Origin of the sequence: Myxococcus guangdongensis (genome assembly GCF_024198255.1) — a bacterium.
In the GTDB taxonomy this organism is placed as follows: Bacteria; Myxococcota; Myxococcia; order Myxococcales; family Myxococcaceae; genus Myxococcus; species Myxococcus guangdongensis.
Genome location: NZ_JAJVKW010000002.1, coordinates 653,458 through 670,540, shown reverse-complemented (window position 1 = coordinate 670,540; position 17,083 = coordinate 653,458). Strand labels below are relative to the sequence as shown.

At 68.8% G+C, this 17,083-nt stretch carries 15 protein-coding genes; 6 read left to right on the top strand and 9 right to left on the bottom strand.

The features are described from left to right. Nucleotides 1-32: 32 nt before the first annotated feature. Both LXT21_RS07575 and LXT21_RS07570 read left to right on the top strand, forming a co-directional pair. Nucleotides 33-1,097 (top strand): aromatic ring-hydroxylating dioxygenase subunit alpha, encoded by a 1,065-nt coding sequence (locus tag LXT21_RS07575; RefSeq protein ID WP_254037408.1) that lies wholly within the window; start codon nt 33-35, stop codon nt 1,095-1,097. Nucleotides 1,098-1,294: 197 nt separating this feature from the next. After that, nucleotides 1,295-1,723, top strand: coding sequence for a hypothetical protein (locus LXT21_RS07570; RefSeq protein ID WP_254037407.1), 429 nt, complete (start codon nt 1,295-1,297; stop codon nt 1,721-1,723). Nucleotides 1,724-1,791: 68 nt separating this feature from the next. Here LXT21_RS07570 and LXT21_RS07565 read toward each other — a convergent pair whose 3' ends face one another. The 4 genes from LXT21_RS07565 to LXT21_RS07550 form a co-directional block, all read right to left on the bottom strand. Then, nucleotides 1,792-2,481 carry a helix-turn-helix transcriptional regulator gene (locus LXT21_RS07565; RefSeq protein ID WP_254037406.1) on the bottom strand — a complete coding sequence of 230 codons (690 nt, stop codon included), beginning with the start codon at nt 2,479-2,481 and terminating at the stop codon, nt 1,792-1,794. 12 nt (nt 2,482-2,493) lie between these two features. Further along, complete coding sequence (locus LXT21_RS07560) at nt 2,494-2,904, bottom strand: DUF1761 domain-containing protein (RefSeq protein WP_254037405.1); 411 nt, start codon at nt 2,902-2,904, stop codon at nt 2,494-2,496. A 159-nt stretch (nt 2,905-3,063) separates the two neighbouring features. Further along, nucleotides 3,064-4,047, bottom strand: a complete 984-nt coding sequence (locus LXT21_RS07555) for a serine/threonine protein kinase (protein WP_254037404.1) — start codon at nt 4,045-4,047, stop codon at nt 3,064-3,066. Between the two features lie 83 nt (nt 4,048-4,130). Continuing rightward, nucleotides 4,131-4,988, bottom strand: coding sequence for a class I SAM-dependent methyltransferase (locus LXT21_RS07550; RefSeq protein ID WP_254037403.1), 858 nt, complete (start codon nt 4,986-4,988; stop codon nt 4,131-4,133). Between the two features lie 79 nt (nt 4,989-5,067). Here LXT21_RS07550 and LXT21_RS07545 point away from each other — a divergent pair, with 79 nt between their 5' ends. The 4 genes from LXT21_RS07545 (at nt 5,068) to LXT21_RS07525 (ending at nt 11,588) form a co-directional block, all read left to right on the top strand. Beyond that, nucleotides 5,068-5,556, top strand: coding sequence for a helix-turn-helix domain-containing protein (locus tag LXT21_RS07545; protein ID WP_254037402.1), 489 nt, complete (start codon nt 5,068-5,070; stop codon nt 5,554-5,556). Between the two features lie 270 nt (nt 5,557-5,826). Beyond that, nucleotides 5,827-7,149, top strand: a complete 1,323-nt coding sequence (locus LXT21_RS07540; protein ID WP_254037401.1) for a hypothetical protein — start codon at nt 5,827-5,829, stop codon at nt 7,147-7,149. Beyond that, complete coding sequence (locus LXT21_RS45335; protein ID WP_323394199.1) at nt 7,146-11,201, top strand: RHS repeat-associated core domain-containing protein; 4,056 nt, start codon at nt 7,146-7,148, stop codon at nt 11,199-11,201. The genes LXT21_RS07540 and LXT21_RS45335 overlap by 4 nt, the downstream gene beginning before the upstream one ends. A gap of 33 nt (nt 11,202-11,234) precedes the next feature. After that, nucleotides 11,235-11,588 (top strand): hypothetical protein, encoded by a 354-nt coding sequence (locus tag LXT21_RS07525; RefSeq protein WP_254037400.1) that lies wholly within the window; start codon nt 11,235-11,237, stop codon nt 11,586-11,588. Between the two features lie 14 nt (nt 11,589-11,602). Here the strand turns inward: LXT21_RS07525 and LXT21_RS07520 are convergent, their stop codons facing one another. The 5 genes from LXT21_RS07520 to LXT21_RS07500 all read right to left on the bottom strand — a co-directional run bounded on the left by LXT21_RS07520 (nt 11,603) and on the right by LXT21_RS07500 (nt 17,002). Continuing rightward, on the bottom strand, nt 11,603-12,496 hold the full coding sequence (locus LXT21_RS07520) for a hypothetical protein (RefSeq protein WP_254037399.1): 894 nt from the start codon (nt 12,494-12,496) through the stop codon (nt 11,603-11,605). A gap of 177 nt (nt 12,497-12,673) precedes the next feature. Further along, the gene (locus LXT21_RS07515) at nt 12,674-14,038 is read right to left on the bottom strand and encodes a multicopper oxidase domain-containing protein (RefSeq protein WP_254037398.1); all 1,365 of its coding nucleotides are present in this window, start codon (nt 14,036-14,038) and stop codon (nt 12,674-12,676) included. An 83-nt stretch (nt 14,039-14,121) separates the two neighbouring features. Next, nucleotides 14,122-15,543, bottom strand: a complete 1,422-nt coding sequence (locus LXT21_RS07510; RefSeq protein WP_254037397.1) for a TolC family protein — start codon at nt 15,541-15,543, stop codon at nt 14,122-14,124. Further along, the gene (locus LXT21_RS07505; RefSeq protein ID WP_254037396.1) at nt 15,540-15,884 is read right to left on the bottom strand and encodes a heavy metal-binding domain-containing protein; all 345 of its coding nucleotides are present in this window, start codon (nt 15,882-15,884) and stop codon (nt 15,540-15,542) included. The genes LXT21_RS07510 and LXT21_RS07505 overlap by 4 nt, the downstream gene beginning before the upstream one ends. Nucleotides 15,885-16,174: 290 nt before the next feature. Then, nucleotides 16,175-17,002, bottom strand: coding sequence for a peptidoglycan recognition protein family protein (locus tag LXT21_RS07500; RefSeq protein ID WP_254037395.1), 828 nt, complete (start codon nt 17,000-17,002; stop codon nt 16,175-16,177). Nucleotides 17,003-17,083 lie beyond the last annotated feature (81 nt).

Sequence of the window (17,083 nt, the reverse complement as noted above, 5' to 3'; positions counted from 1 at the left end):
CACCGGCCGTGCGGGCCATTAGACTGCGTCGTATGAGCCCGCCCGCCGGTCACGTCTCCGTCGTCAACCTGCCGAATGCGTGGTTCATCCTCTGTTCATCGCGAGAGCTGGGGGACAAGCCGCTGGCGCGCACGCTCCAGGGCACGCCGCTGGTGCTCTTCCGGGGCGAGGGCGGCAAGCCCGGCGCGCTGGTGGACCGCTGCCCGCACCGCAACGTCCCGCTGTCGCTGGGGCGCGTGAAGGGGGGGCAGCTCCAGTGCGGTTACCACGGTTGGAAGTTCGACACGGGGGGGCAGTGCCGCGCCATCCCCGGGTTCATGGGTGAGCCGGAGGCCCGCTCCCGCTGCGCGACGTCGTACGCGACGCGGGAGCAGGATGGGTTCATCTGGGTCTACTCGACGCCGGGCGCGGTGCCCACGACGGAGCCGTACCGCTTCCCGCTGTTGGAGGCGGGGGACTACACCACGGTGCGCCGCATCCTGCGCGCGCCGGGCTCGCTGCACGCGACGCTGGAGAACACGCTCGACGTGCCGCACACGGCGTACCTGCACGGGGGCTTGTTCCGCACGGAGGAGAAGCGCAACGAGATCGACGTGGTGGTGCGGCGCAGCGCGGACCGGGTGGAGGCCGAGTACATCGGCGAGCCGCGTCCCAGTGGCGTCGTGGGGCGGCTCCTGGCCCCGGGCGGCGGCGTGGTGCAGCACTTCGACCGCTTCCTGATGCCGTCGATTGCCCAGGTGGAGTACCGCATCGGCGAGGGGAGCCACATCATCGTCACCTCGGCGATGACGCCCGTGTCGGAGTGGGACACGATGGTGTACGCGGTGGTGACGTTCCGGCTGCCGCTGCCGCGCTGGCTCCTGCGCGCCGTGCTGCCCGTGGCCATGCCGGTGGCACTCCACATCTTCAACCAGGACGTGCGCATCCTGAAGACGCAGACGGAGACCATCCGGCGCTTCGGCACGGAGACGTACGCGTCCACCGAGATTGACGTCCTGGGCCCCGGCATCCTCCGCCTACTGCGCGCCGCCGAGCAGGGCAAGCCCGGCGCCGTGGGTGACGCCGTGCACGAGACCCGGCTGAAGATGAAGACCTGAATCCAAACCGAGCCATCCTCAACAATGCTTGTGCATCACTCCCTGGAGCTGCCTGCCTGAAAAGCGTCTTGCAATGGCACAGCATCGTCCCGTAGGGTCACGCGGAGTGAAATGCTGAGCCTTTGGGGAGACTCATGAGATTCATTTTCGCTGCATCGCTGGTGCTGTCTTTGATTGGGTGCGGGTCGCCGGAGACCGTGCGGTCCGAGGATACCCAGTCGCCGTCCACGCATGAGGAGGTGCTCGCGGAGGGTGCGTGTGATTCGGCGGAGTCCTCGAACACGGATGGCACGGTGTCCGCGCAGGCCTGTGTCAAGCTTTGCTCCGGGGGGACGTTCGCGGGCCAGAGCTGTATCATCGACGCCAGCTGCGGGAAGACGTGTTCGGGCGGCTCCTTCGCGGGACTGGGCTGTAACACCGACGCCAACTGCGGCAGGTCGTGCGGCAGCGGGCCCAACGCGGGCCAGAGCTGCAGCATGGACGCCAACTGCGGCAAGACGTGCTCCGGGGGAACCTTCTCGGGTCTGACGTGCAGCACGAACGCCAACTGCCCCGGTGGGGTCTGCGTTTCGCACCTCTGCAATTCGCATGTCTGCACCTCTCACCTCTGCGTGACCTACTGCTGAGCCACTCGATGTCACCGCGCCGTGGCCTGGTTCACGGTGCGGCGGCATGCGTGGGGGAGAGGCTTGTTCTACTTCGCGAGGTCCAGCTGGGCCTCCCAGCGTCTGCGCAAGGCGGCGCGGCGCTCGGGGTAGGGCGTGTCGAGGAAGTCCACGCTGAGCAAGCGCTCCGTCCTGAAGTACCGGAAGTCGCGCCGCAGCTCACACCAGGCGATGAGCACGCGGACGCCCGTCACGTAGCCCACGAGGATGGGCCACACCGTGCGCTTGCTCGTGAGCCCCTCCGCGTCGGTGTAGTGGATGTGGAGCTTCAGTTGCTTGCGTGACCACTCCCGCAGCCGGCCGAGGTCGACGGTTCCGTCCGGGTGACTCCGCCTCGTCGGTGGCGTCCCCACCACCGGGTCGTCGACCAGCTCGCGCAGGTGCTCCGGGACGATGGCGGCGACCTTCGCCAACACGCCCGCCGCCGCCGCCGACAACGTCTTGTCCGCGTTGGCCGCGACCCACTGGGTGCCGAGCACCACCGCCTCGATTTCGCTCGGCGTCAGCATCAGCGGCGGGAGGTCGAAGCCGCGCTCGAGCACGTAGCCGACCCCTGCTTCTCCCCGAATCGGCACGCGGCGCGCCATCAGGGCCGCGAGGTCCCGGTACACGGTGCGCTGACTGGTCTCGAGTCTCTCGGCGATGGCGCTGGCCGTCAGCGGACCCTTGGCCCGTCGCAGCACCTGAAGAATCTCGAACAGCCGGTCCGCGCGTCGCATGCGTCCTCCGCGCTACGCCATGGCGGTGAGGATAGCGCAGCTCACGAGGTTGCTGACCAGGAAGTAGGGCGCGTTGATGGCCCCGTAGAACAGTGGCCTGGGCATGTTCGGGTTGATGGCCACGTTGAACACGGTGGCGACGAGATAGCCGAGTCCGCTGATGACGCCGAAGGCGAGCGCGTCCGCCATCGTGTCGATGTGGAACGAGCGCAGCAGGACCGCGTTCGTCAGCGTCACCACGAGTCCGCAGACCGACGGACCCCAGATGAAGAGCGGCTCCGGCTTGCGGCCCACCAGGTCGGTGCGCGCGAGCGCCAGCGCATAGGGCTTCGGGATGACCCCCATGTACCAGGCGGCGCCGAGCACCTGCAGCGCCACGGTCGAGAGGAGGGCAGCGAGCCAGTTGATTGAAAGCGTGAACATCGTGTGCGTCCCGGTTGAGGTGAGACGCACGGAGTACCGCCACCCTGTTGCCACCGTGGTGGCAGCAGTGAACGCCTGGCTCCCTCGTCGGACACGAACCCAGCGCGGTGGGCCGCGTTCGCCGCCTCCTCGCAACAGGCCCGACGCCGCCACGAGGAGTCAGCCTTGTCCCGAGCGGGACCTCGACTGGGTCTCCAGACCGTCTGGAGCGACAACGTTCGGGTCGTCGCTCGTGACGTGCTGGATGAGCTGGGCCACCTGTCGCGGAGTCACCGGCGCACCCTCCGAGCGGATGAACTCCTCGAGGTCGGCCTGGAGCTCGCGGCAGTCCGGGTAGCGTTGGTCCCGCTCCTTGGCGAGCGCTCGGGTGAGGACGTCTCTCAGGGCCACGGGCAGGTCCGGCCGATGCTGCTCCGCGGGCACCATGGGCTTGGACAAGACGGTCATCGGCAAATCCCAGTCGGACGCGGGCGCGAAGGGCTTGCGCAGGGTCAGCAGTTCGTAGAGCACCACGCCGAGCGAGTAGACATCGATCCGCCGATCTCCCGGCAGCCCCCTGACCTCTTCGGGAGACATGTACATGTGCGGGCCCAGGATGGGGATCATCCCCTTGGGCGTGAAGCGGGCCCGGAAGGAGTCGATGCCGAAGTCCACCACCTGGGTCATCCCCTGGCGCGACAGCAGGATGTTGTGGGGCCTGACGCAGGCGTGGAGGAGCTCCGCTGGCTGCTGCGTCTGGGGGTCGATGAAGTCGTGGATGTAGGCGAGCCCCTCGCAGGCTTGCGAGATGATGCGCGCGCACAGGGTCGCTGGGAGGGGCATTCCTCGGGCGGCCGCGCGACCGATGACCTGGCGCAGGCTGGGCCCGTCGACGTGCTCCCTGGCGAGGAAGTACGTGCCGTCCGCCTCGCCGAAGTCGAAGACCCGCGCCACGCGCGGGTGCCGGAGCCCGGCGGCCTCCCTCGCCGTGTCGAGGAACATCCGCGGGAGCTCCATGGCCTCGGCCATGTCCGACCGGAGGCACTGGAGCACCAACGTCTTCTTGTTGAAGCCCCACAGGCCGGAGGTCTGGGCCAGATGGTCCTCGACGATGCCGTCATCAAGCAGGCGGATGCGATGGTATTTGCCGACGCGAGATGTCACGAGGCGGATGAATAGCAGACAAGGGCTCACGCCTCGCGCCCAAAGGGGCCACTCCATCTCGCGATGGCCTGTCTCATCGCGTCCTAGGTGTTGACGGACGGAGCGCGGGCCTCGATGCGCCAGCAGGCGGCGGTGAGTCGCACTTCGTCACCGTGGACGAAGGGGCTGAAGGCGGCGAGGAGGGTGTCGATGAGCCGCGCCCGTGCCTGTTCGTCGAGCTCTTGAATCACCCGGCCCACGGGACCGAGTCGGGTCACGTACTGCGCCAGGCTCCGCGCGGGCATGGTGCACGGGACGTCGATGGCGCGCAGGGTGATGTCCGTCCAGCCGCTCTGCTCCAGGATGTGTTGGACGCGGTTGCGGTCCGCGAAGGCGAACTGTCCCGGTGCGTCCGGGACGCGAGGCGGGATGTTCGTCAGGAAGGGCGCCGCGGCCTTCTCGGCGGTTGTCATGAACGGGTTCTCCTCCGGGCTCCTCCACGCGATGCAACACAGAGGCGCGTCACCGGTGGCCGCGCGTCGGAGGTTCGTGAAGGCCCGGACCGGGTCGTCGAAGAACATGACGCCGAAGCGGGACATCACCAGGTCGAACGACGCGGGCTCGAAGGCATGCGTCTCCGCGTTCGCCTCGATGAAGCGGGCGGCCACGTGCTGTGCCTCGGCCTGCTCCCGCGCCACGGCGAGCATCGGCGTGGAGACGTCGAGTCCGACGCACTGTCCCGTCGAACCGAGGTGCCGCGCGACGGCGAGCGTCGTGCTCCCCGTCCCGCAGCCCACGTCGAGCACCCGGTGGGCCCCCGCGGCCCGCACGGCGTCGATGAACAGTGACTCGAAGGGCTTGAACAATTGCTCGAGCGCTTCCCGGGTGTCCACCCAGGCATGTCCCGCGGGGCCCTTCCAGAGCGCCTCCTGCTCGAGAGGGGTGGGGGTTGGGGCAGTCATCGCGTGTCTCCTTCCTCATACCGATGAGATGTGCTGAAGACGCCACAGTGCCAGTTCAAGTCGACTTGAGGTCAAGCAGATGATGGACCTGGACATCACGGAGGTGGCGCGGCGCTCGGGCGTACCCGCCTCGACGCTGCGCTTCTACGAGGAGAAGGGGCTGCTCTCCTCGACGGGCAGACGGGGCCTGCGCCGCCTGTTCGGTCCGGACGTGCTGGAGCGGCTCGCGCTCATCGCGCTGGGCCGGGAGGCCGGGTTCTCGCTGGAGGAGATGGCCCGGATGTTCGCGCCGGATGGGCGCCTGGCCCTCGACCGGAAGCTGCTGGTCGAGAAGGCGGAGGAGCTCGACAGCTCCATCCGGCGACTGAGCGCCATGCGCGACGGCTTGAGGCACGCCGCGAGCTGTCCCGCGCCGAGCCACCTGGAGTGTCCCCGGTTCCGCCGGCTGCTGTCGGCCGCCGTGTCCTCCCGACGCGAGGAGGCTCGAGCGACATCAGCTGTGGGCTCGCGTCGGCATGGAGGTGCGCCCGGCAAGCGCGTGGCTCCCAGGCGCCGTCCGCTGAGGTGAAGGACTCCGAATCGTCGCCCTCCCTCGCCATGCGGGAGCGCGTCGAGGTCTCGTGCGGGGTCGAGGTCCCACCTGTCCACCCTTGCCTCGTTGGCCGTGGACCGGACACGTGCCGTCTGGGGTCTGACAATCCCGCGCGGATGTGAGGGCTTTCAGACCCTGATGGGCGGCCCTGCTTTGTCAGGAGTCGATGCGGTCGGCCAAGGTCTGGCCGCGCGGGTTGACTGATGGGCCATGGATGGATGCCCGGGGCCCTGCGCGGGGTGGGCGATGGGACTCAGCACGAGCCTGGACAGTCTGCGCGCTCCCATCGTTCGCCGCGTCGAACGACTCCAGGCACAGTGGGCGACGTTCGCCGAGGACGAGGACGCGCGCCTGCTTCGTTGGGTCCTCGCGCCGAACGAGCGGCAGCTCATGGACACCTTCTTCGTCGTCGAGGAGCACGACGGCGGCGTGTCGCCGGACCTGTTCCTGCGACTGGAGGTGCCCTTCGCTTCGCCATCCCGACATGGCCTGGAGCTCGTGGAGGCGATGACCTCGCAGTACCACGCCATCCGGCACGACCTGGAGGAGGCGGGCGTGGATGTGTCCTGGGTGGCACCCCGCCGCGAGTCGGGACAGGACGACGCGCGGACCTTCCTCCAGGCGGCACAATCCTTCCACGAACACCACCAGCCCTTGTTCCGCCACCTCGTGCTCGTGCTCCTCCCGGAGGCGGTCTCTTCGAGCTCGGACTGGGCGGCGTGGGTCGAGCGGACGGTGATGCAGGCCCACGCGGCCCAGGTGCGGCTGGTCTGCTTCGACTTCGCATCCGCGCCCACGCTGGCGGAGGTGGCGCGGGCCCAGGCCCGCCGGGTCCGGACGTGCGTGGCGGGCCTCGACATGGGCGCGGCGATGGAGGAGGTGTCCTCGGCGGCCGGGCGCCTGGACACGCCACAAGGCCACTTCCGGCATCTGTACGTGAAGCTGGGCCGGTCCCTGGAGGCGCGGGACCTCGGGGCGGCGCGAAGCCTGGCGACCGAAGCGCTGGCGGTGGCGAAGGCCCAGGAGTGGAGTCACCTCGTCGTCGCGACCCACGTGGCGCTGGCCACGGGGTACATGACGAGGCAGGACTTCCCGGCGGCCATCGTCTGCTACCGCGCCGCGGAGGCCGAGGCCCTGGCCGCGCATGGACGCGGTGAGGCGCAGGGGCTCCCCTTGCAACTCAAGGTGCGCATGGCCCTGGGGGGCGCGCTCATCTGCGCGCGGACCTATTCGCGAAGCGCGGACCTGTATCGCGACACGGCGCCGCTGGCCGAGGAGCTGAAGGACGACCGCATGCTGCTGGAGTGCTGGCGCATGGCGGCCTACGGCCATGAGCTGGCCCGGGACCATGACGCCTCCTGGGCATGCGGGGTGCGCGCCTTTCCCGTGGCGCACCGGATGGATGAAGAGACGCGCCGCACGTCCACGTTGGGCTATCTGGGCGACGGGTTGATGCGCCTGACGCGGACGTGGAAGTACCGCGCGCATCGAAGCGTCGTCGAGGAGCAGATGTCGCGGCTGTTGGGCTCGGCGTGGCGTCCCGCGGACTCGCGGAGGCCGTCGTCATGATGCCGGCCGCGAAGCACTTCGACCTGCTGCTGGGCATCGATATCCACCTCATCCAGCCGCCGGGCCCCGTGCCCCCGGTGCCCATCCCGCATCCGCATCTGGGGCTGGTGTTCGACCCTGTCGACTACGTGCCCGTCCTGGGCGCCACGGTGCTGGTGGGCGGACTCCCGCGCGCGCAGGCGGGCTCGTCCGGCATCGCGCTGCCACCGCACATCCCCCTGGGCGGCGTGTTCGTGAAGCCTCCGGCCAACGAGTCGGAGATCTTCATGGGGAGCTCCTCGGTGTCCGTGGACGGGGACGCCTTCAGCTACCTGGGGCTCCCGGTCCTGAGCTGCCAGGACATCGGCATCCCGCCCATCCCCCGGCTCAAGAAGAAGAAGTCCACGAAGTCGCTGGTGTTGCCGACGACGGTGGTGCTGTCCATCCCGCAGCCGGTGTTGGTGGGAGGCGCGCCGACCGTCTCCCTGATGGCCCTGGCCATGCGCGCGGGCTTCGCGCTGCTGGGGGCGTTGCTGCGCAAGGTGAAGGGGCTGCGCAAGACGCGCAAGGCGCAGAACGGCGTCCACTGCACGGGCGGCCATCCGGTGGACGTCATCACCGGGGCCAACTTCGATGAGTTCACCGACGCGGTGTCCCCGCCGCCCGGGCTCCTGCGCTGGCGGCGCCACTACACCACGGCGCGCGCGGCCGAGCAGGGCCCGCTGGGGTGGGGCTTCCGACACGAGTACCAGCACACGCTGCGCTTGATGCGGCAGGCCTGGCGTTACGAGAACGGCCAGGGGCGCATCATCGACTTCACGCCCTTGGGGCCCGGGGAGGTGGAGACGCTCCAGCAGGGCGTGGTGCTGCGCAGGTTGGACGCCCGGCGCTTCGAGGTGTGCGAGGCGGATGCGCCGCGCTTCGAGCTGGAGTTGGAGGGCGCGACACCGCTGGCGCGCCTGCGCTTCGTCCGAAGTCCGGAGGCGGAGCTGGAGCTGCGCTATCAGGGCGCGCGGCTCGTCCTGCTCATCGAGCGGACACCGCGCGGACGTCAACGCTACGCCTGCGCCTACGACGCCCGGGGCCGGATGACGTCGCTCCTGCGGCTGCGTGAAGGGGGCTCCCCCGAATGCCTGGCCTCGTATGGATACGACAAGCGCGGCCGGCTGGTGACGTCGTGTGATGCCGAGGGTGGCCGTCATTCGCTGGTCCATGACGAGGCGCACCGCTGGACGGAGATGACCACCCCCGGTGGCTACCGCTTCTGGTGGAAGTACGACGCCCAGGGCCGCTGCGTGGAGACGTCCGGAGAGGACGGGCTCTGGTGGGCCCGCTTCGAGTACGACGCCGAGCATCGCGAGACGCGTGTCACGGAGCGCCAGGGAGGCGTCTGGGGCTTCAGGTACGACGAGAACGACACCCTGGTGGAGCGGGTGGACCCCTACGGCGGGGTGCTGCGGCGCGAGGTGGACGCGGACGGCTGCATCGTGCGCGAGGTGGACTCGGGGGACCGTGTCACGCACTGGCTCTACGACGCGCGGGGCGCACACACGGGGCTGTTGGACCCCTTCGGACAGCGCCTGCCTCCCGCGGAGGTCCAGCCCGTTCCTCCGGACCCCGAACTCTTCCCGCATCCCCTCACGCCACTGGGGCACCTGCTGGGCAGCGGTACGCAGGACCTGCCGCATGCGACGAGCGGGGACGTCCCCGGACTGCTCGAACGTGTTCCGGCGGAGCTGTCCACGGTCCTGTCCTCGCTGGTGGAGGCTCACGGCTCGAAGGGGGCGGCGCCCGTCCCCGTGCGCGAGTACGACCGACTGGGCCGCTGCACCCAGGCGGTGGACGCCGCGGGCCGGGTCCAGGCGTGGAGATACGACACCGGGGGCAACCTGGTGTGGCACCGGGACGCGGATGGCTCGGTCACCCAGTGGGGGATAGGGCGGTGGAATCTCGTCGTGTCCGAAACGGATGCGCTCGGACACACCCTGCACATCACCCACTCCTCCACGGAGGAGGTGGTCCGTATCGAGGACGCGGGCGGCACCATCAGCGAGTACGCGCGGGATGAAAAGGACCGGCTGGTCCGGGTGACGCGGCACGGGGTGGTGCGGGACGAATACGTCTGGGACGTGGGCGACCGCCTGGTGGAGAAGCGGGACGGGCACGGCAGGCCGCTGCTGAAGCTGGACTACGAGCAGGAGGGGCACCTGGTGACGTGCGCCCTCGCCTCGGGGGGAACGCACTTCCTGGCCTTCGACCTGGAGGACCAGGTCATCCGTGCCTCCACGGACGCGCACACGGTGGCGCTCGAGCGCGACACGCGGGGCCGCATGCGAAGCGACCTGCGCGATGGCCTGGGCGTCGTGCACTCCGTGAGGGGCCGCGAGCGGCGCACCGACGTGCTGGGCTTCACCACCACCGTGGTGGACGAACGAGGGTCGCTCGTCCAGGTGGTCGACCCGACCGGTGGAGCGCACACCCTCTGGAAGCACTCGGCGGGGTGGGTGTTGCGGGAGCACGCCCAGGGCACCCGGGAGCTTCGTCGGTATGACGACCGGGGCTGGCCCCTGGCGACGCTGCGGTGGCGATGGACCGACGACGGGCACCTCCAGCACCACGGGGTCCGCTACGAGCGCACCGCGGAGGGGGACTGCATCGCCGTGCACGACAGCGTCGACGGCGAGACGCTGTACACGGTGGATGCCGCGCACCGGCTGGTGGAGGAGGACGGCCCTGGCGGGAGACACCTGTACCCCCTGGACGCCGCGGGCAACCTGCTGGCGAAGCCGGGGCTTCGGGGTGTGGTGCTCCAGGAGGGCAACCGGCTGGTCGAGGCCAACGGGGAGCGCTTCGTCTACGACGGCCGCAATCACATCGCGGAGCGGCACCGCGAGGACGGCTCCCGGGTCCGCTACACCTACGACAGCGCGGACATGCTCATCCGCGTCGAGGATGGCCACGGAGAACCGTGGACGGCGGACTACGACGCGATTGGCCGACGCATCCGATGCGGACGTGGGGCGCGACAGACCTGGTTCTACTGGGACGGCGAGCGACTGGCGGCGGAGCTCGCTCCCGATGGGCGGCTGCGCATCCATGTGTATGGGGGCCACGACGCGCTGGTGCCGCTGCTGTTCGTGGACTACGCGCACCTGGAGGCGCATCCCTCGACGGGGCGCGTCCACGCGCTCTTCACGACCCCGAACGGCACGCCGTTCCGCATCGAGGACACGCGAGGGCAATCCGTCTGGCGTGCCACGCGCATCGAACCCCACGGGCACGTGGAGGTCGACCCCGCGTCCACGGTGGATTTTTCGCTGCGGATGGTGGGGCACTATCACGACGCGGAGACAGGGCTCTTCTACAACCGCTTCCGCTACTACGAGCCTCGCCTGGGACGCTATCTCCAGAGCGACCCGCTGGGCACGGGGGGTGGCAGCAACCTGTATGCCTATGCGCCCCATCCGCTCGACCAGTTCGATGTCCTCGGGCTCGTCCACTCGAAGAAGGCGAAGGCCAGCAAGAAGGGGGCAAAGTCCCTCAAGGGCGTCACGCGCGTCGAGACGCTGCTGACCATGCCCATCAAGAGCCGCATCCATCAAAAGAAGAAGCTCCTGGCGGCGAAGAAGATTGTCTACACCGACCCCCAGGGCGGGAAGTCGACGTACTTCGTGGACAACAAGGGGCGCACGCTGCTCAGCGAGGTCCCGTTGGATCCACCCAAGAAGTACAAGAAGAAGGGTGTCAGCCACATCATGCCGGATGGGTACCAATCCGGCATCGACCATCGAGGGCACCTGGGGCCCGAGCGCGGTGTGGCGAACCAGGACCTGGTGAACGTGCCCGAGAACGTCATCGCGGAGCACGGCACCAAGTCGAACCTCAGCGCCAAGAAGAAGTTCGAGAACAAGTCCATCGCCACCGCGAAGACCACGCCGAACACCCTGTTCGTCAGCGAGCCGCAGTACTCAGGCAAGTCGGGCCGGCCCACAGAGGTCGCTCACTCACTGTTCGACGGCTCGGGTAAGCCCATCGTGGGTCATTCACAAGTCATTCCCAATCCCAAGAACTAGGTCGTCCTCTTTCCCGAATGGTAAGGGTGCTGCATGGGCACGGAGATTTCAGACGAACAGTTGCCGATTGATCGCGAACTGGGGGCCGCGGTCCTCTCGCTGCTGCCCGATGAATGGACGGGTGCGCTCCTCACGGTCGAGAAGGTCCCCGGAGAGGGGGACGCCGAGCGCTACCACATCCAGATTGCGCCCACGGGCAAGGGGAAGGGGAGTGTCACTCCGGACGAAGACGTCGAGCTCGCCGTGCAGAAGCTCTTCCTCCTCAACCAGCGCTTCAAGACGGGCCTGAAGTCGATTGCGTACACCTATCGCCAGAAGAAGGACGGGAGCTGGGGACAGGTCGGCGAGTACGAATACGACGACGCGGATGAAGAGGCCGTGGGCTGAGCAAGGGCTGCTGACTATCCACCCAGCTCCGGTGAGGGAATCAGCGTCCACCGGGCTCCATCGAAGCGATGGACTCCGTCCTCGCGCACGACATGGAGCGTGCCGCCACGCACGTGCATCGCGTGGTTGTGGTTCACCGACGCGCCGGGCGGCAGTACCTCCACCACGGTGTCTCCCTCGACACGGAAGACCGACTTCAAGTCGGAGAGGTAGAGCTGCTCGCCGAGGACCGCCGCGTCCCACCACGCGGCCTTCGTGGTGAGCGCAACGGGCTGACAGTCCTTTCCGTCGGTGACACGCCAGAGCGTGTTGCCCGCGGCGAACAGCGTGCCGTCGCTCTCGCGATAGGCCAGGGCCTTGACCTCTTCATCGAAGGTGAACGGGAGCCTGCGCCATTCTCCCGACTCCAGCACGTGGACCTCGCCCCGGGTGGCCACCGCGGGGGCCATACCCATCGGCACCACGGCCTTGATGCCCGTGAGTATCTCCCGGCCTATCCGCAGGCTCCCCCGCTCGTCGCGCCACGCGCTCCCGTCCCACGCGTAGAACTGGTTCCCCATCCCCGCCAGACAGGGACGCTGCGCGACGGTGACGAGTTCTCCCACGTAGCCCCGGTAGTCCCCGCTGAGGGGGCCGTTCCCCACCGTGGGAATCTCCACCGTCTTCCCACGCTTGCCCGGAACCACCACGTGCGTCTTCCCGCTCCGTGAGGCCAACACGAGCGTGAGGCCCTGTTCGGGACTCACGAACGACGTCATCAGCCACATCCCCGAGGGCACGGAGAAGTCTCGAGTCCGCTCACCTTGCCGCAGCTCCACCACCCGGTACTTCTTCGCCTCGGTGACCAGCAGGTACAGCGTGTCTTCCGTCTCGCCGAATGCGAGCGCCTGGGTATGTGTCCGCGCCATGAGAGGGCCATACCACGCGAGCCGCCGAGCGGCGCGGAGCCGCGACCCCTCCGATGAATCTCTCGACCCGCGGTTCCTGACTCCGAAGCTTCTCGGAGTCTGCTGGCTGTTCACGTTGTCGAAGTCTCCGAAAACGAGCGGGGCGCGTGCTCACGCTCGTCCCCGGAGTTCATCCGTTCATCCGTGAGCGAGTCCACCCGGAGACGCGGGTTCGGCCTTCGGCGGTGCGTCCACGTCGATGCCATCCTGGCTCAGTTCGGCCGGGCTGGCCGCCATCGCCAGCGTGCCGGGCGGGTTCTCGTACCAGCCCGGGTCCGCGTCGCCCGTCAATCGCTCGCGCACCTTGAGCACCGTGAACATGCCGCCCATGGTGATGACGTCGTGCTTGCCGCGCGCACCGCTCATGGGGATGGAGTTGGTGGGCACGGGCATGCCCATCTCCACCATGTCGCCCATGCCCGTCTGCCCCATGGTCATGTAACCCGGCAAGAGCTTGCGCACCTTCGCGTCGAGTCCCCCGGGATTCACGCCGATGAGGTTCGGCAGGTCGTGCCCCATCTGGTTCATCAGGTGGTGCGTCATGTGACAGTGCATCGCCCAGTCACCCGGTACATCCGCGACGAACTCGATGGAGCGCGTGCTGCCCACGGGGACGAGCACCGTGGTCTCCGGCCACTGCGCGGACTCGGGGATGCGGCCCGCGTCCGTCTCCGTGATTCGGAAGTGGTAGCCGTGCAGGTGGATGGGGTGGTGGTCCATCGCGCTCAGGTTGCCCAGGCGGATTCGCACGCGCTCGCCCTGTCGCACCACCAGCGGCTCCGTGCCGGGGAAGGCCTTCGCGTTGAACGTGAGCAGGTTGAAGTCCGTCATCTCGTTCGGGTCCGGACGCCGGGTGCCCGGGTCCACGCGCCACTCGTGCAACATGAGCGCGAAGTCCTTGTCCACGCGCGGACCCACCGGGCGACGCGGGTGCATGATGAACAGCCCCACCATGCCGAGCGCCATCTGCGTCATCTCGTCGTGGTGCGAGTGATACATGCCCGTGCCTGACTGGCGGATGGTGAACTCGTAACGGAACGTCTCGCCCGGTGCGATGGACTTCTGGTTGAGCCCTCCGACGCCGTCCATGCCGTTGGGCAGCAGCAGGCCGTGCCAGTGCACCGTCGTGGGCGCGGGCAGCCGGTTGGTGACGTAGAAGCGGACGCGGTCACCCTCCACCACCTCGATGGTGGGGCCGTGCACCTGGCCGTTGTAGCCCCAGCAGTGGACCTTCAGGCCCGGCGCGAGCTCGTGCTCGACCTCCTCGGCCACCATGTGGAAGACCTTCACGCCGTTGACCAGCTTCCATGGCAGCTTCGTCCCGTTGGGCACGATGACCGGTCGGTAGTCCCGGTTCGGCATGCCAGGGGACTGCCAGTCACGCCGGGGCGGTGGGCTCGCGCGAGGTGCCGAGGTCTGCGCATGCGCGGCGCCGCCCTGGAGCAGCAGCGCACCGCCCGCGAGCGAGGCCCCCGCTGTCGCCAGCATGCTCCGTCGGCTCATCGCTCCTGGCCGAGCACCTTGCGACTCCTCCTCGACCTGGGTCGTGGTTCGCATCGAATGGGTGTTGTCGTGAAGAGGGGACTTCATGGGGTGGCTCCGTGGTCATGCCCGGAAGGAGGTTGAGTGGGCGCGGGGCTGGCGGGCGTCGCGTGGCTCCCACCGGGAAGCCGACCTCCGACGAGCTGCTCCAGCTCCGCGTGCGCCAGCCAGTAATCGCGGACCGTCTCGATGTACGCGCGGTAGGTCTCGACCTGTGACTGCTTCGCGTCGAGCAGCGCGTACAGGCCAATCTGCATCGCGTTGTACTGGAGCTGGGATTGCTCGACGACCTGCTCACGCAGTGGCAGCACCACGCACTGATACCGCTCGGCCACGCCCCGGAGCGTCAGCAGCCGGGCCCTCGCCGCGCGGACCTCCGAGCGAGCGTTGACGGACAGCTCCGTCTGCCTCCGTTCGCTCTGACGATGCTGCGCCTCGAGCTTCGCGATGAGCGCCTGACGCTGGTCGAAGATGGGCAGCTCCAGCGAGAGCGTGGGCCCGAGCAGCCGTGGCCCATTCGCGTCCCGGTGTGTATGCACGCCCACGTCCACCCGGCCGAAGAAGCGCGTGCTGCGCGCCAGCTCCAGCGCGTTCCACATCAGCTCCGTCTGCTTGCGCGCCGCATCGATGTCCAACCGTTGCCGGATGGCGAGTGACTCCAGCCGCTCCAGCGTCGCCTCCTCCTCGGGCGGCGCCGGGAGCTTCTCCGCGATGGCCCACGCTGTCCTCCCACCCCACAACCCCAACAGCCGGTTGAGCCGCTCGCGGTCCTCCACCAGCGTCAGCTCCTCGCGCGCCAGCTCCAGCCGGGCCTCCTCCGCCGCGGCCTTCTCCGTCGCCAGGTCCAGGTCCGTGATGTTGCCCGCGGCGTGCTGGAGCGTCGCCAGCTCGGCGGCGGCCTCCGAGGCCTCGAGCACCATCCGGCGCAGCTCCACCAACTGCTGCCGCGCCTGCACCTCGCGGAACACCTTGCGCGCATCGGCCGCCGTGGCGAGCGCCTCGTGCGCGACGCGCAGCGTGTCCGCGATGAACTGCTCCTGCGCCACGCGCTTGCGCAAGGGCAGGGTGAACAGCTCCACGAAGCCCTGCACCAGCGAGAACTCCGTCTCGCTCACGCCGTCGTTCGTGAGCGGAAAGCCGATGCTCCCGTCGAACGTCGGGTTGCTCAACAGCCCCGCCTGCACCATGTCCGCCTGGGAGACCCCCAGGTCCTCATAGGTCGCCTGGAGCGCGGGGTTGTTCAGCAGCGCCACCTCCACCGCGCGGTCCGAGGTCAGCTCCCCCGCGAGCAGCGTGTCCAGGTGCCGGGAGACCTCCGCGTCCTCCGGTGTCCCCTGATTCCAGCGCGTCTTGCGGCCGATGCGCTCCTCGACGAGCGCGGCGACCTCCGCGTGGCCCTTCTCCTTCTGGATGGAGGCACAGCCGCCCGTGAACACCAGGACGGCGGCGAAGAGCGCGCGTCTCACCGGTGCTCTCCGTGTCCCTCATGGCCCGACGCGGGCTTCGCCGGTGTCAGCTTCATGTTGCACTGGGGGCACACGCCGGGCTTGTCCGACTGGACCTCCGGGTGCATCGGGCACGTGTAGAGCGCGGTGCCCGCATCCGGCGGCGCCGACTTCTCGGCCTCCGGAGCGCGCGGTGACTTCGCATCGGGAGGCGCGGCCGCGAGCGCGCTGGAGAGCGGAGCAGCCGGGGACTCGGGCGCCTCCGGGTTCGACGGGTCCAGGGACGGGGCGAGCCGCTTCGGCTCGGAGGCACAGGCGGCGAGCGTGGCGAGGCTCGCGACGACGCTGAGGAAGGAACGCATGAGATGACCTCGATGAGGCGCGCGGTGAAGCGGGCCGAAGACGCCGCGCGGTTGAGCAAGCCCCAGGCCATGTCGGCGCGAGCGCCAACCGTGCGAAGGGACGAGGCTCTCGAGGTGGAAGGACGCGATGCCGCGCGGCCCTGGTGTAACCGGGGTCATCACAGTGTGATGAGCGCCGCGAGGCCCGGCTGTTCAGCCGCGCACTCCGCGTCCGCCGGAAACACGAAGCGCGGGGAGCACCCTGTCAGGCACTCGACCCGCGCTTCACCTGCTTCACTTCACGACGACGCTCAGGAGATGCCCTTGCGCAGCCGCGACCAGTCGAAGTTCGGCGCCGGGTCGTTCTTGCGGCCCTTGGGCACCGCCACGTCCGCGTGGCCGACGATGTTCTTCATCGGCACGTCGTACTTCTCCTTCAGGTGGCTCGTCAGCTGGGTCAGCGCCTTGTACTGCGCCTCCGTGAAGGCCGTCTTGCCGCTGCCGTCGTTGACGATTTCGATGCCGATGGAGCGCGCGTTCACGTCCGTGGGGACGCCGTGCAGCTCGCTCTTGCCCGCGTGCCACGCGCGCTTGTCGTCACCGACGAGCTGATAGATTTTGCCGTCGCGGTCGACCATGTAGTGCGCGGACACGCCGCTCTTCGGGTTGCGCATCCACGACAGGTCGGCCTTGCCGTCGTTCGACGCCGTGTGGTGCAGGACGATGGTGTCGATGTCCGTCCCGTTGCGGCTGTCGGAGTTGGGCGAGGGCGCGCTGATGACCGCGGGCTTCGTGCCCGGCGTCGTCGGCGTGGTGGGCGTCGTCGGCGTGCCCGACAGCGCCTTCTTCAGCGCCGCCTGCGTCTGCTCGCCGTAGTACCCCGTCGTGGGAAGTTTCTTGTCGGCCTGGAACTTCTTCACCGCGGCTTCAGTCTGCGCGCCGAAGGTGCCGGGGCCCGTGGCCACCTGCTTCGCCGTGAGATAGCCGAGCTTCACCAGCGCGTCCTGCAACTGCTTCACCTTGGGGCCCGTGTCGCCCTTGCTCAGTCCCGCGGGAGGCACCGTGACGGTGTTCGTGGCGGCGGCCTTGGCCTTGGTGGTGGTGCGGGTCGTCGTGGAGGGGGGAAGTCGCAAGCTCATGAATGGCCCCAGGTTGGTAAGTGTGAGAATCACGGGATTGTCGGTGCTCCAGGTCGAAAGTTGCGGACCCAAGACCTGGGG

Excerpts from the sequence above, each read along its gene's own strand:
- LXT21_RS07505 (WP_254037396.1), bottom strand. The coding sequence starts at position 15,884 with ATGCGTTCCTTCCTCAGCGTCGTCGCGAGCCTCGCCACGCTCGCCGCC.
- LXT21_RS07540 (WP_254037401.1), top strand. The coding sequence starts at position 5,827 with ATGGGACTCAGCACGAGCCTGGACAGTCTGCGCGCTCCCATCGTTCGC.
- LXT21_RS07520 (WP_254037399.1), bottom strand. The coding sequence starts at position 12,496 with ATGGCGCGGACACATACCCAGGCGCTCGCATTCGGCGAGACGGAAGAC.
- LXT21_RS07575 (WP_254037408.1), top strand. The coding sequence starts at position 33 with ATGAGCCCGCCCGCCGGTCACGTCTCCGTCGTCAACCTGCCGAATGCG.
- LXT21_RS07525 (WP_254037400.1), top strand. The coding sequence starts at position 11,235 with ATGGGCACGGAGATTTCAGACGAACAGTTGCCGATTGATCGCGAACTG.
- LXT21_RS07550 (WP_254037403.1), bottom strand. The coding sequence starts at position 4,988 with ATGACTGCCCCAACCCCCACCCCTCTCGAGCAGGAGGCGCTCTGGAAG.
- LXT21_RS07565 (WP_254037406.1), bottom strand. The coding sequence starts at position 2,481 with ATGCGACGCGCGGACCGGCTGTTCGAGATTCTTCAGGTGCTGCGACGG.
- LXT21_RS07560 (WP_254037405.1), bottom strand. The coding sequence starts at position 2,904 with ATGTTCACGCTTTCAATCAACTGGCTCGCTGCCCTCCTCTCGACCGTG.
- LXT21_RS07515 (WP_254037398.1), bottom strand. The coding sequence starts at position 14,038 with ATGAGCCGACGGAGCATGCTGGCGACAGCGGGGGCCTCGCTCGCGGGC.
- LXT21_RS07545 (WP_254037402.1), top strand. The coding sequence starts at position 5,068 with ATGATGGACCTGGACATCACGGAGGTGGCGCGGCGCTCGGGCGTACCC.
- LXT21_RS45335 (WP_323394199.1), top strand. The coding sequence starts at position 7,146 with ATGATGCCGGCCGCGAAGCACTTCGACCTGCTGCTGGGCATCGATATC.
- LXT21_RS07500 (WP_254037395.1), bottom strand. The coding sequence starts at position 17,002 with ATGAGCTTGCGACTTCCCCCCTCCACGACGACCCGCACCACCACCAAG.